The organism is Acinetobacter rudis (assembly GCF_000829675.1).
GTDB classification, from domain to species: domain Bacteria; phylum Pseudomonadota; class Gammaproteobacteria; order Pseudomonadales; family Moraxellaceae; genus Acinetobacter; species Acinetobacter rudis.
Genome location: NZ_BBRX01000044.1, coordinates 19,624 through 33,471 on the forward strand (window position 1 = coordinate 19,624; position 13,848 = coordinate 33,471).

11 protein-coding genes are annotated in these 13,848 nt (G+C 39.3%); 7 read left to right on the forward strand and 4 right to left on the reverse strand.

What is annotated here, in order from left to right:
• Positions 1 to 7 precede the first annotated feature (7 nt).
• The gene (gene ttcA / locus Aru01_RS12205) at positions 8 to 916 is read right to left on the reverse strand and encodes a tRNA 2-thiocytidine(32) synthetase TtcA (protein WP_016657011.1); all 909 of its coding nucleotides are present in this window, start codon (positions 914 to 916) and stop codon (positions 8 to 10) included.
• A gap of 502 nt (positions 917 to 1,418) precedes the next feature.
• Between ttcA and Aru01_RS12210 the strand changes: the two genes are divergently transcribed.
• Both Aru01_RS12210 and htpX read left to right on the forward strand, forming a co-directional pair.
• Positions 1,419 to 2,252 carry a lytic transglycosylase domain-containing protein gene (locus Aru01_RS12210; protein ID WP_016657012.1) on the forward strand — a complete coding sequence of 278 codons (834 nt, stop codon included), beginning with the start codon at positions 1,419 to 1,421 and terminating at the stop codon, positions 2,250 to 2,252.
• A 131-nt stretch (positions 2,253 to 2,383) separates the two neighbouring features.
• Positions 2,384 to 3,289, forward strand: a complete 906-nt coding sequence (htpX, locus tag Aru01_RS12215) for a protease HtpX (protein WP_016657013.1) — start codon at positions 2,384 to 2,386, stop codon at positions 3,287 to 3,289.
• A 76-nt stretch (positions 3,290 to 3,365) separates the two neighbouring features.
• Here htpX and mgtE read toward each other — a convergent pair whose 3' ends face one another.
• Together mgtE and Aru01_RS12225 are read right to left on the reverse strand one after the other, a co-directional pair.
• Positions 3,366 to 4,706 carry a magnesium transporter gene (gene mgtE / locus Aru01_RS12220; protein ID WP_016657014.1) on the reverse strand — a complete coding sequence of 447 codons (1,341 nt, stop codon included), beginning with the start codon at positions 4,704 to 4,706 and terminating at the stop codon, positions 3,366 to 3,368.
• 229 nt (positions 4,707 to 4,935) lie between these two features.
• Positions 4,936 to 8,031 carry a multidrug efflux RND transporter permease subunit gene (locus Aru01_RS12225; protein WP_016657015.1) on the reverse strand — a complete coding sequence of 1,032 codons (3,096 nt, stop codon included), beginning with the start codon at positions 8,029 to 8,031 and terminating at the stop codon, positions 4,936 to 4,938.
• A 314-nt stretch (positions 8,032 to 8,345) separates the two neighbouring features.
• On the opposite strand from Aru01_RS12225, the gene Aru01_RS12230 reads away from it, so the two are divergent.
• Complete coding sequence (locus tag Aru01_RS12230) at positions 8,346 to 9,524, forward strand: glycerophosphodiester phosphodiesterase (RefSeq protein ID WP_016657016.1); 1,179 nt, start codon at positions 8,346 to 8,348, stop codon at positions 9,522 to 9,524.
• A 154-nt stretch (positions 9,525 to 9,678) separates the two neighbouring features.
• Positions 9,679 to 10,065, forward strand: coding sequence for a diacylglycerol kinase (locus tag Aru01_RS12235; RefSeq protein WP_016657017.1), 387 nt, complete (start codon positions 9,679 to 9,681; stop codon positions 10,063 to 10,065).
• Between the two features lie 30 nt (positions 10,066 to 10,095).
• Here Aru01_RS12235 and Aru01_RS12240 read toward each other — a convergent pair whose 3' ends face one another.
• Positions 10,096 to 10,986, reverse strand: a complete 891-nt coding sequence (locus tag Aru01_RS12240) for a LysR substrate-binding domain-containing protein (protein ID WP_016657018.1) — start codon at positions 10,984 to 10,986, stop codon at positions 10,096 to 10,098.
• 125 nt (positions 10,987 to 11,111) lie between these two features.
• Between Aru01_RS12240 and Aru01_RS12245 the strand changes: the two genes are divergently transcribed.
• From Aru01_RS12245 to Aru01_RS12255, 3 genes are all read left to right on the forward strand, one after another.
• A complete protein-coding gene (locus Aru01_RS12245) occupies positions 11,112 to 11,735 on the forward strand; it encodes a glutathione S-transferase family protein (RefSeq protein WP_016657019.1) in 624 nt (207 codons plus the stop codon).
• A 93-nt stretch (positions 11,736 to 11,828) separates the two neighbouring features.
• Complete coding sequence (locus tag Aru01_RS12250) at positions 11,829 to 12,875, forward strand: LLM class oxidoreductase (RefSeq protein ID WP_016657020.1); 1,047 nt, start codon at positions 11,829 to 11,831, stop codon at positions 12,873 to 12,875.
• A 186-nt stretch (positions 12,876 to 13,061) separates the two neighbouring features.
• The gene (locus tag Aru01_RS12255) at positions 13,062 to 13,709 is read left to right on the forward strand and encodes a CatB-related O-acetyltransferase (protein ID WP_016657021.1); all 648 of its coding nucleotides are present in this window, start codon (positions 13,062 to 13,064) and stop codon (positions 13,707 to 13,709) included.
• The last annotated feature ends 139 nt before the right edge of the window (positions 13,710 to 13,848 follow it).

A 13,848-nucleotide genomic window follows, 5' to 3' on the forward strand; every position in this document is an offset into this window, starting at 1 on the left:
GATTAACTTATTCAGCCATAAAACCTAAGTTGACAACATCCAAACGCTTTTTCATTTCTTCAGTATCACACTTCATATCAAACTCTCTTTGATCATCAAGTGCCTCAAAATCAAATAAGTCACGATCGGCTAACTGTGAAGGTGACACATTCTGTAAAGCACCAAAAATGCTGTGTAGGCGTTTTGGATACTGTTTATCCCAATCACGCAACATGTCATTTAAGATCGCACGTTGCAGATTTTCTTGTGAACCACACAAATTACATGGAATGATTGGGAATTTACGTAAATCTGCATATTTGATGATGTCTTTTTCTTCAACATAAGCCAAAGGACGGATCAAAATATTCTTTTTATCCGAAGACAGCAGCTTAGGTGGCATCGCCTTTAAGCTTCCCCCATGAAATAAGTTTAAGAAAAATGTTGCTAGAATATCATCACGGTGGTGACCTAAAGCGACCTTAGTAGCACCGATTTCTTGGGCAAAACCATAAAGTGAGCCACGACGTAGACGCGAACAAACGGCACAGTAGGTTTTACCTTCTGGTGTTAAACGCTTTGTAATCGTGTAGGTATCTTTCTCTAAGATGTAATATGGAATATTGTTTTCTTCCATATAGCGCGGCAATACATCTTCAGGAAATCCTGGCTGTTTTTGGTCTAAATTTACTGCAACCACATCAAAATTAATCGGTGCAATACGTTTAAACTGTAAAAGAATATCCAACAAGGTGTAGCTGTCTTTTCCGCCAGACACACACACCATCACTTTATCGCCCTCTTCGATCATCTTAAAGTCACGAATTGCATGCCCAACTTGACGACGTAGTTTTTTCAATAAGCGATAATAGGCTGAACTGGTAGGTAATTCCGGCTTGAAATTAAATCCCTGTTCGGACTCAACTGGCAAAAACATAGACAATGATAACCCAAAAAAAATACCGCGTAATTTTAGCCGATTCAGCCGCGCCACGCACCTAAAGTTTTTTTTATTTTTCTCACATTCATCAAGTCATCACAATGTACTGCTTTAATAAGCTTTAATTAACTTTATCTTGCTGGATGTTAATTATTTGTACGAAACGATCAGGGTTTGGACTTTTCCACAGTTTTCCACAATTGCTGTGGATAAAATTGTGGATTCTTGAGGGCTTGACACTCAAATTCACAGGTACACTGAGGGCTTTGTTTAAATTGATCATTTTTTAACCACTTAATTAAATTGTTAATTTTCAAAGGGTTAAATATGTCAAGGCACAAGGTTGAAAAAAAAAATTATATTTTTTTTGACTAAGATGCCAACAACTTGGACTTGCTTTTTTCCAAGCAAATTGATAAAACCGTATGCGTGAGTCATCATCCCTAGCCACAATTCTCAGCACTATCGGGTGTATTACAGTTGAATACCAATTACTAAAATGAATACTCTATTAAAGATTTTTAACTTGACTTTTTTAGGTGCAGGATATTTTTTAATCTGCTCTTCTACATATGCAGGTCAAATGTACGTTTACCAAGACAAAGATGGCGGCACATTACTCACCAATCGTAAAGATCAATCCTTAAAAAGTATTAAAGTTACTTATTATCCAGATAGTAATATCCATAATTATAGTAATTGGGGGGCAAACGAAGCTGCTGTATTACCCAGTTATAGTCAAGGTCGAAATAATTATGACCATATTATTCAACGTGCTGCACAAACTCATCGTGTTTCGGCGGGTTTAATTAAAGCTGTGATGCACACCGAATCAGGTTTTAATCCAAGTGCACGCTCCCCTGTAGGTGCACAAGGCCTAATGCAACTAATGCCTGCAACGGCTAAACGCTTTAATGTAAGTAATGCATTCGACCCTGAGCAAAATATTTTAGCTGGTTCGAAATATTTAAGTATTTTGCTTAAGCGTTTTAATGGGAACACGCATCTTGCTTTAGCAGCTTATAATGCTGGCGAAGGGAATGTGAGTAAATATGGTGGCATCCCACCTTTTAAAGAAACACGAGACTATGTACAACGGGTGACCAGCCGTTATAACAACCTCTATGCCCAAGATAATTTAAAATCCAATTTATCTACGCAATATTCGTCAAATCAGCAGATCACTACAACAACGAACACAAATAATGTGTCTAACTCCAACTTCGCACAAACGCCTATTGTAATTATTGGTGAAGGACGTTTCTCTGATCAGGGTCATACTTTCTCTACTACTAATGCGACTGCAACAGCTAAAATTTCTATTAGTCCTTAAGTTTCATCATTTATATTCATTTTAAAGTCTGAGTTTTGCTTGAATTTTGTCAAGCTCAACTCTATATAGGGTAAATATGATTTATCCTTGATAAATCAATTTTATTTATTTTTACAAGAGGGTTTAACATCATGATGCGGATTGGTTTGTTTTTGCTTACCAACCTCGCTGTACTTGTTGTAGCTGGCATTATCCTATCTTTATTAGGAGTTGGAAGTTACCGCAGCGCTGGCGGTCTCAATTTAGGTAACCTGATGGTGATCTGTTTGGTTTTTGGTATGGCGGGATCACTGATTTCGTTATTTCTATCCAAATGGATGGCGCTGAAGACCACTGGGACTGAACTTATTGATCCAAATGCACCGCGTAATCAAGCAGAAGTTTGGTTACTACAAGAGGTTGCTCAACTCGCTCAAAAAGCTGGCATTAAAATGCCAGATGTCGGGATTTTCCACTCTTACCAATCCAATGCCTTTGCAACAGGTTGGAATAAAAATGATGCGCTTGTATCAGTATCTACCGGTTTGTTAGAAAACATGAACCAAGATGAATTACGTGCAGTCTTGGCGCATGAGATTGGTCACGTTGCAAATGGTGACATGGTAACATTGTCGCTCATCCAAGGTGTTGTCAACGCCTTCGTGATGTTCTTTGCACGTGTGGTTGGTGATTTCATTGACCGTAATGTGTTTGGCCGTGAAGACGGGGAAGCACCTGGACTGGCTTTTTTTGCAATTACCATTGTTCTTGATATTGTCTTTGGTATCTTGGCATCAGCAATTGTCATGTGGTTCTCACGTTATCGTGAATACCGTGCAGATGAAGCTGGTGCACGTTTGGCAGGTAAGGATGCAATGATTAGTGCCCTACTCCGCTTACAAGCAGAATCTGAAATGCCTGATCAAATGCCTAAAGAAATGAAAGCATTTGCGATCACCGAAGGTAGATCTGAAGGCTTTAGTTTGGCGGCACTCTTCCAAACCCACCCAACAATTGAACAACGTGTTGCAGCGCTACAACAACTTAATCTTCATTAATCTTATTGTTTAGAATAAATTTTCGCCCCAGCACATGCAGGGGCGATTTTTTATAATCGATCGAATAATAGTGATGCTAGATCGGTAAAAACTGAGCCGCAATAAACAGATAAACCAACACTCCTGTTGCATCACAGATCGATGTTACCAAAGGAGCTGAAGCACTCGCAGGGTCTAAGCCCATACGATTTAGTACAAAGGGTAAACTCATACCAATTAAGCAGCCAATGAGTACAATACCGAGCATACTTAATGCAAGGACCAATGACACCATTTCATCGCCACGGAAGTAACCAAGCAATGATACGGCGATCGCCATGGTCCCCCCTAAACACAGAGCGACTAACAATTCACGACCCAGTAAATAAAACCAGTCTCTAAACTGCACATCACCAGTCGCCAAAGCACGCACCATTAAGGTTGCAGATTGTGAACCTGCGTTACCACCACTGCCCACCAATAACGGTAAGAAAAACACCAACACGATATGTGCTGCAATGATGTCCTCAAAGTGCGCAATGCCAATTCCAGACAATAAGCTACCGAAAACTAAAAACACCAACCAAAATACACGCTTACGATAAAGTAACATGATCGGTGCAGATTTTAGACTGAATTTTGAGTCAGCATGGACCGCACCAGATTTTAAGAAATCTTCAGTCGCTTCTTCACTGGCAACATCCATTGCATCATCGTAAGTTACAATCCCGACCATTTCACCATTTTCGGTAATAATTGGCAGTGCCAGTAAATCATATCGAGAAATATTTTTAACAACTTTCAGCTGATCATCAGTGACTTTGGCAGAGATCACCTCTTTCGTCATGATATTTTCAATCACTTGATCTTCTTGCGCTAAAATTAATTCACGTAAAGATACGACACCAATTAATTTACGCTCATCATCCACCACATAAGATAAATAGATCGTTTCAGTATCTGGCGCTTCAAGACGGATTGTTTTAAATGCTTCGGCAACGGTCATCTCAGGCTTAAGCGTGGAATACTCTGAGCTCATAATCGCCCCAGCAGTTCCCTCAACATAAGCTGCAAGTTGCCGGATATCTTCGCGCTCTGCCTGTGCTAAAGCCGGTAGCAAAGCATTTTGATGCTGTTCGTCTAAATGCTTATATAAATCGACGCGTTTGTCTGAAGGCATTTCACCAATAATTTCAGCTAAGGTAGCGCGAGGCAAAGCATTTGAAAAATCAATTTGTTGTTCTGCACTTAAATAAGAAAACACATAAGCACGCTCTGGCAGAGCCAGTAATAAAGTCAAACTATTCTTCATGGGCAATTGTGCGAGGACATCGGCCAAATCTGCCGCTTGAAAAGTTGCCACCGCTTCTAATGCACGTTGTATATGGCCATTTTGAATAGAGTCATTCAATAAAAATATAAAATTGTTATAGCGCATAACACCCCCTTATTGTTGACTCGATCGGGCTTGCAGAGAAGAGCAAAGCAAACACATCTTAAGGGCAATACACTGCTATGTTTGCTTGAACGGCTGAAGCACTTTATTTTTAAACGAATAAAGCCTATTCTCTCACGATATGATGTAATTTTTAAACAACTAAAAACATACTAAACGTGATAGGACTGTAAATCATTCGCTAAATTAATATAATTCTCATCGTTTCAACTCAATCTGTAAGTTTAGTTTTAAATAATGACCGAATGAGGACATACATAAAGGGAATAAAGATCAATACCAGTATCGTCCCAAAAATCACACCACCCAATACACTTACACCAATTTCTTGACGACTTGCAGAGCCTGCCCCTGTGGCAAATACCAGAGGAATTACACCAGCACCAAAGGCCAAAGATGTCATTAAAATTGGACGTAACCGCAGTTGAGCGCCCTCCCTCGCTGCTGCAATAATGCTAGCACCTCTTTGCTGTGCAAGTGCCGCAAACTCAACAATTAAAATTGCATTTTTACATGACAATCCAATTGTCGTAAGCAAGGCAATTTGGAAATATATGTCGTTAGGAAAACCAGCTAAATAAGTGAAAATAATATTTCCACCAATACCTAAAGGAATTGCCCCCATTACTGCTGTTGGAATACTCCAGCTTTCATAGAGTGCAGCCAAACATAAGAAAATGAATCCGATTGAAACTAAGTATAACCAAATGGCTTGGCTACTCGATTTTTGTTCCTGATAAGATAAACCACTCCATGCAACGTCAATACCTGGGGATTTTTGTGTCATGGCAATAATATCTTGCATGGCTTGCCCAGTACTAAAACCAGCAGTTGAAGTTGCCTCCATTTGTACAGCACTATAGCCTTGAAAACGGTTCACTACATCTGGTCCACCGGTCCAATCGATCGTAGCAAAATTACTATAAGGGATCATTTGGTTACTTTCATTACGTACGGACCAACGATATAAATCCTCGGGTTTACTACGATATTCAGCATCACCTTGCATAATGACACGTTTAATCTTGCCACGATCGATAAAGTCATTAATATAGGTACCCGCCCATGCAGCGGACAAGGTACTGTTAATTGCAGTTTGGCTCAGATTATTTGCAACGACTAAATTCTGGTTAATATTAATATTCAGTTTTGATTTATCAGGATTAGAGCGTTTATCAAACTTAGTGAATGATTGATAATTTTCAGCTTCGCGCTGTAATTGAGTAAATTGCTGGTCTAAAAATTGACGTCCCTGCCCATTGATATCTTGTAACCAAAACTCAAGCGCATCGGAATCACCTAAACCACTTACTGATGAAGGCAAACTTACAGTAATGCGGGCATTGGGATTATTTTTAAAATAACGATCCGCACGATCTCGAATCTCTTGAGCAGATTGATCCTTGGCCTTACGTACTCCCCAAGGTTTTAACGCCACAAAACCTGTCCCCAGATTTTGTCCTGTAGAACTAAAATTTCGTCCATAGCGGATCATTGCCAGTTCGACATTTTGTTTCTCTTGTTCTAAAAAATAACGACGAATTTCTTCACCCACCTCAATTCCTTTACTGATCGGTGCTCCATCAATTAAGCGAAACTGTACGCTAATCATGCCTTGATCTTCACTTGGAATGAAACTGGTTGGTAACAGTCGATAAATCAAGGTAAAAACAGTCAATAAGGCCACTAAACTTAGCAGTATCACCCAGCGCCAACGAATCGTTCGATCGACCAACCGTATATAAACATGCTTCAATTTTTCAAGTTGATGGTTAAAGTAATTGGCCCACTTAGCAGGTTTATGATTTGGTTTTAAAATAATCGCACAAAGTGCTGGTGTTAATACCAATGCAGCAAGTAAAGACAACGCCATTGCAGCAACTAAGGTCACAGAAAACTGACGATAAATCACTCCTGTGGACCCTGTAAAAAATGCCATTGGAATAAATACTGCAGTCAACACCAAGGTAATCCCGACCAACGCACCGCCAAGATCCTGCATAGATTCAATTGAGGCCTGTTTAGCACTGATTTTCTTTTCATGCATAAGCCGTTCAACATTTTCCACCACGACAATCGCATCATCAACCAATAAACCAATCGCTAGCACCATGGCAAATAAGGTTAAGGTATTAATACTCATACCCAATAGATAAAGTATGGCAAAGGTACCTAAAATCACTACAGGTACAGTGAGCGCTGGAATCAGTGTTGCACGCCAACTCTGTAAAAAGATAAACATGACCAAGATGACTAAAATAATCGCTTCAAACAGTGTTTTTACGACTCCCTTAATCGACTCTTGAACAAAGGGAGTATTGTCTCTTGGATAAACTATTTTATAACCTGCAGGAAGCTTACTTGAGATCTTATCGATTTCAGTTTTAATCCGTGCAGAAGTTGCTAAAGCATTTGCCCCAGATGACAACGAAATTGCAAGACCCGCTGAAGGATAACCGTTAATAGTGTTAAAGCTTTGATAGTTTTCAGCCCCTAACTCAACCCTTGCGACATCTTTTAAATAAACAATGCGACCATCTGGATTTGATTTGACAATAATATTTTGAAAGTCTTGTGCTGTTTTGAGTTTAGATCCTGCTGTAACTTTGGCATTCAAATATTGATCAGCTGGCGTTGGTAAATCACCAATTCCCCCTGCTGCTACTTGAGTGTTTTGTGCCTCTACTGCTGCTCGAATATCGCTAGGAATCAAATTATATTGTTTTAGTGCATCCGCATTTAGCCAAATACGCATAGCATATTGTGAACCAAACACATCGACTTCACCTACGCCCTCAATACGTGATAATTCTGTCTCTAAGTGCGTGCTTAAATAATCAGAGAGCTCAAGGTTACTCACTTGCCTACTTTCATCATATAAGCCCAATACCATGAAAGTATCACCTAAAGATTTATAGACATTTACACCTTGACGCTTTACATCATCAGGTAGGCGATTGATCGCACTATTGATACTATTTTGTACCTGAACTTGTGCTGTATCGGGATTAGTGCCTGTATCAAAACTAATACTGATCCGACTACGGCCAGATGAATCACTACTCGAATTAAAATATAAAAGATGATCAATACCTTTGATCTGCTGTTCTAATACTTGAGTAACACTTTGCTCAACAGTTTCAGCATCAGCACCAGTGTAGCTGGCTGAAACGGTAATACGAGGTGGGGCAATATCTGGGTAACGCTCAACCGATAGATTAAATAAAGCAAAAATACCTAAAGCGAGAACTATAATTGCAAGCACACCAGCAAAAATAGGTCGATGAATAAAAAACTTTGAGAGCATTTGAAATTCTTTAAATTAAATTGTTATGAAGGATAAATCGATAAACCATCTTAACAAGATTACTTTATGATGCCGTTAAATATGTGGAGAAGTTCGGTTTTTTTTGTATAAGAGCTGCTATCTGTACATAGTAACTACATCATTTTCATCAAAAGAAATCTTCAGAATTGCATAAGATTGAAAATTTGAAATCATGATGTGTTTTTAAGGGACAAAAACCATTCAACCGAATAAGATTGAACAGTCATCTTCAAGACACCTTTGTAAAACATAATGCTATTATTTAGTCATTAAAAAATTAGCGAATAAAGAAAATGTTAAAAAAAACTCTATTGATCGCAGGTATCGTCACCATGATTGGATGTAACGAACAAGATAACAATACACAGCAACCAGATACGACAATTATTATTGCGCATCGCGGTGCAAGTGCTTTACGCCCTGAGCACACCTTAGCAGCCTATCAAAAAGCAATAGATGATGGTGCTGATTTCATAGAGCCCGATTTAGTTTCAACGAAAGATGGAGTATTGGTTGCTCGACATGAAAATGAAATTGGTTCAACCACCAATGTCTCAACATTGCCACAATTTGCACAGCGTCAAACCACGAAGGTCATTGATGCTGTAAATATTACTGGTTGGTTTACAGAAGATTTTAGTTTTGCAGAATTAAATCAACTTAAAGCCAGAGAGCGCATTCCAGATATTCGACCAAATAATGTCAAATATAATGATCAGGAAAGCATCCCCAGCTTAGAACAAATTATTGAATTAGCTGAAAAAAATTATAAAAAAACAGGAAAAGTTATTGGCCTCTACATTGAAACCAAACATCCGAGTTATTTCCAACAGCTCAACTTAAATCTAGAAGATCCATTACTTAAAACGCTTGCTAAATATCAGTACACACGCGAGATCGCACCGATTTATCTACAATCCTTTGAAGTCAACAATCTTAAATATATGAGAGATCAATTAAAACGACATCAATCGATTAAAAATGCATTCATCATACAACTTTATGCTGAAAAAAATAGTCAGCCTATGGATCATCAACTCTCAGGCGATAAAACGACTTATGCGGACATGGCCAGCAAAATTGGCCTAAAAAATGTGGCACGCTATGCAGATGGTGTGGGACCGAGTAAAGACTATATTGTCGAATATAAACCTAATGCGACAACTACCAATTTTGTATACAACGCCCATCTGGCAGGTCTCAAAGTACACCCCTACACTTTTCGTCCAGAGAACAACTTCTTAGCTAAACAATTTCAATGTCGTGGTGATTTTAAACAGCGCTGCGAAACAGGTTTAAAACAAGAACTGAACGTATTCTTTAAAGCTGGGGTTGACGGTGTATTTATTGATGATCCTGCCATTGGCCGTGAAGCACTTAGCGAATATCAACAAACTAAACCCACTGCAAAACAAACAACCAGCTCCGAAAATATAAACAATATCGAAGTTGCATCACAACCTAGTGAGTAATCATAGATAAAAACATGTGCCTCATTTCGATGGGGTACATGTTTTAGTGATTATTCAATGTACATTTCTAGTGGCTTTACTGTAAATTAATGGCATTTTAAGTTTACTATGCTATCCCTAGCACCCATCTAGCCATGATATATTTTTGCACACTATGAATGAAGATCCGCTTTACAACAAAGGCTCTAGCCCTAAAAAAGGTTTGACACGTATTATCTACGCCACAGGCTACTCAATTTCTGGCTTTAAAGCTGCTTTTCAAAATGAAGCTGCTTTTAGACAAATCTTATGTTTGAACATTATCTTAATTCCAATCACATTTTTTTTAGATATCTCCGCTGTTGAACAAGCTGTCATGATTGGTGTCTGTTTGTTTGCAATTATCGTTGAACTTTTTAACTCTGCGATAGAAGCTGTCGTAGACCGAGTGTCTTTAGAACGTCATCAACTCTCAAAAAATGCCAAAGATATGGGGAGTGCAGCTCAATTCGTTGCAATGACCATTATTGCCTCGACTTGGTTAATTATTTTACTGCGCTAAGCCAGTAAATCACCCTCCATCCTGTCATGACTATTTGAACTGGGAATCTGCTTGTTTGAGTAACCACGTTACAAATAGTCTAAGCTCTTCTCGCTCTGAAACATCAGGCTGAGTCACAATGTAATATGCAAATCTTGCAGGCCAAGGTTTATCCAACACTTGTACTAAACGTCCTGCAAGAATTTCTGTTTGCGCATATTCAATTGGCACCAAAGCTAAGCCTTGTCCTGCCTCGGCAGCACGGATCAACAAAAAATCATCTTCAAAACATGATCCTCGTAATACGCGTGGATCACGATCTACCCCATGCGCAGACAACCACAAAGACCAATCAGCACGGTCAATATCATGCAGTAGCGGGTAGTTCAGGCAGTCAGCTGGGGTGATTATTTTCTCGTGATCAAGCAAGTCTGGACTTGCCACAGGAACCAATACAGGGGCGATCAAAGGGATTGCCTCTAAATCAGGATAATGCCCTAGTCCATGCCTTATAGCGATATCTACGCGGTCACGGCGTAAATCAACGATAGATGATGTTGCTTCTACACGAACTTCAATCTCAGGATACAGTTGATTAAAATGACCCAATCTTGGCACTAACCAAGAGGCGGCAAAAGTTGCCACTGTACTGATTGTGATAACTTTCTTTGCTTGCTCTTGCTGCAAATCTTGAATCGCTGATTCAATCTGTTGAAAAGCTTGGAGTAGAGTCGGATGTACTTTTGCACCAGCTTCAGTAAGACGTAAGCCTTGGCGCTCTCGTACAAACAATGCAAATCCCAGACGATCTTCAAGCAATCGAATTTGCTGACTCACTGCCCCTGATGTGATATTTAGCGCTTCTGCTGTTGCTTTCATCGTGCCACGCTGCCCAACTTCTACAAATGTTCGTAATGCCAATAATGGAAGTGTGCTTGCCATAGCATTTAGTTTTCCTAAAGTTAGAGTACAGAAATCATCGTTTTTAATTACATTATATTCAATGCATTATAAGAAATAATTCATGAAAAATCTGATTTAGTTTAACTATATTGAAGGCATAGAGCATGATTCATCTTTACACTGATAGTTCACCGAATGGTTTTAAAATTAGTATTGCGCTTGAAGAACTAAATTTAACCTACCAATTACATCATGTCCGTATTGATGCAGGTGAACACCAACGCCCTGAATTTCTCGCACTTAACCCACATGGACGTATTCCAGTATTGGTTGATGATGAAAATGGCATCATCTTATTTGAATCTGCTGCAATTTTATTGTACTTAGCCAATAAAACTCAGCGCTTAATTTCATCTGATCCTTTGCAATATTGGAAGACAGTTCAATGGTTGATCTTTCACGCATCAAGTGTAGGACCTATTTTAGGACAACGTGTGCATTTTGAAATGTTTGAACAACCTCCATATGAAAGTGCCATCCAACGCTATCGTGCATTGACCGAATCTACCTTCCTCACCTTAGACCAGCAGTTACAACAATCACCATGGATTGCTGGTCAAGATTACTCTATTGCAGATATTGCTCATTTTTCATGGCTACATATTGCTCAGATTATTGGTTTTGATTTTAGCCAATTTCCTCACTTATCGACTTGGTTTCAACGTGTAGCAGAACGTCCTGCTGTACAGCGTGGTATTTCAATCCCCCATCCTGCGACAGGTCCTTAAATACTCCTTCATCTTTACACCATTGACCAATAACTGCTGTTTATAGCAGCAGTCGTGATTTGTCTTAAAAATGATCTACTACAAGGAATCCATGTGACTCTCTTCACCCATGATAACCATTCATCGATTTTACACGGCGCCGATGCTCAAGCTTTTCAGCAACACCCAGGCTATACGCGTATGTTTGCAAAAGAAAAACTCACGCTTGGGATCTTCTTACCCTTACGCTTTTATCAGGATGATCTGTCTGTTTTAAAAGGTCAAAGTCAATTGGTCAGTATGATTGACCAACTTGGATTTGCAGCAGCTTGGGTCCGAGATATTCCGCTTTATGATCCAAATTTTGGTGATGCAGGTCAATTATTTGATCCTTTTACATATCTCAGTTATTTAGCTGCGAAAACCCAAAACATTGCTTTGGTTACAGGTAGTACTATTTTTAGTCTACGTCATCCAATTGATTTGGCAAAAGCGGCAACAACTATAGACCAATTATCTGGCGGGCGTTTAGTCATGGGTATTGCTTCTGGAGATCGTCCAATTGAGTTTCCAGCCTATGGTCTTGACCATGCTCAGCGTGGCGAACGTTTTGCGCAAAGTGTGGCTTACTTTAGACAGCTTTTATCGAATGAAACCAACTCAATTCACTCAGCTTTAGGCTCATTCAGTGCTGCCCAATTACTGCCTAAACCCACTACAGGCCGTATTCCGCTGTTAATCACAGGCTCATCCCGTCAATCTATGCCTTGGTTAGGTCAAAATGCAGATGGCTGGCTAACCTTTCCAGAAAGCACACATGATCAAGTCGGTATTCAACGTCTTGCAGCAAAAATAGCCGCTTGGCGTGATAATATCCCTGAAAATGGGTTCAGACCACATGCAACCAATGAATGGATCGATTTAGTCGAAGATGAAAATTATCCACGCACTCCGATACAAGGTGGTTATGTACTACGTACTGGACGCAAGGGATTAATCGAATTACTATCGCAATGGCGTGATGTTGGCGTGAATCATGCTGCACTCGGCATACAATTTTCAAAAAGGCCAGCAACTGAGGTTATTCAAGAATTGGCTGAATATGTTCTCCCACACTTCCCAAGCTTAGCTGGTGCTGCGCCATTCGCACAAGATTGGTAGTTGTTTAGCTGACTTCATAGCTAGTCTTTGCCAAGCAAATATACGAGATAACTTGTATATAATCCTTCATTCGATCACAGGATTTAAAATTTTTAAACACCATCCTGTGATTAGCTTAATCAAAAAACCTGCTCATACTCTAGGTATTTAATACATTTATCATAAGGATTGTTTAGGAACACCATAATGCAAAAACACTGGTCAAGAACACAACTTTTACACGAAGTCGTGACTAATCCCAATATTATTGTCAAAGGTACTCATAGTTATTATAGCGACTGTTGGGATCAAGGCTTTGAACCCTCAGTTGTTCGTTATTTACAAGGTGATGAAATTAGTCGCCAATGGGAAAACAACTGGGAACTCGACAAATTATATATTGGTGACTATGTGTGTATTGCCGCAGAAGTCGTCATCTTACTTGGTGGCAATCATACCCACCGTGCAGATTGGTTCTGTTTATATCCGTTTATGGATTTTATTGATGAAGCCTATGAAAGTAAGGGCGATACTATCATTGGAGATGGTGCTTGGTTAGGCATGCGTTCAATGATTTTACCTGGTGTAAAAATCGGTGAAGGTGCAATTATTGCGGCAAACAGCGTAGTTACTAAAGATGTAGAACCCTATAGTATCGTTGCAGGAAGCCCAGCAAAATTCGTTAAATATCGTTTTGAGCAAGATATTGTAGACACACTGCTCTCACTTAAAATCTATGATTGGCCTGTTGAAAAATTTGAAGCAATGAAGCGCTATTTATGTGGCAATGATATGCATGCGTTAAAAAATGCAATTGAACAATATGATTTAGAGTCTAAAAATACGATTGGATGATTTACAACGCCTCAGACTTCTAAACAACTTCACCAAGGTCGCTTGCTTTTTCTTCTATAGCAATAAGTTACACTCAGTCAGTTGTCCTTGTTCATCTTCATTCATCAGCATTATTTTAAAGGCAAAAGAATAAATCAAA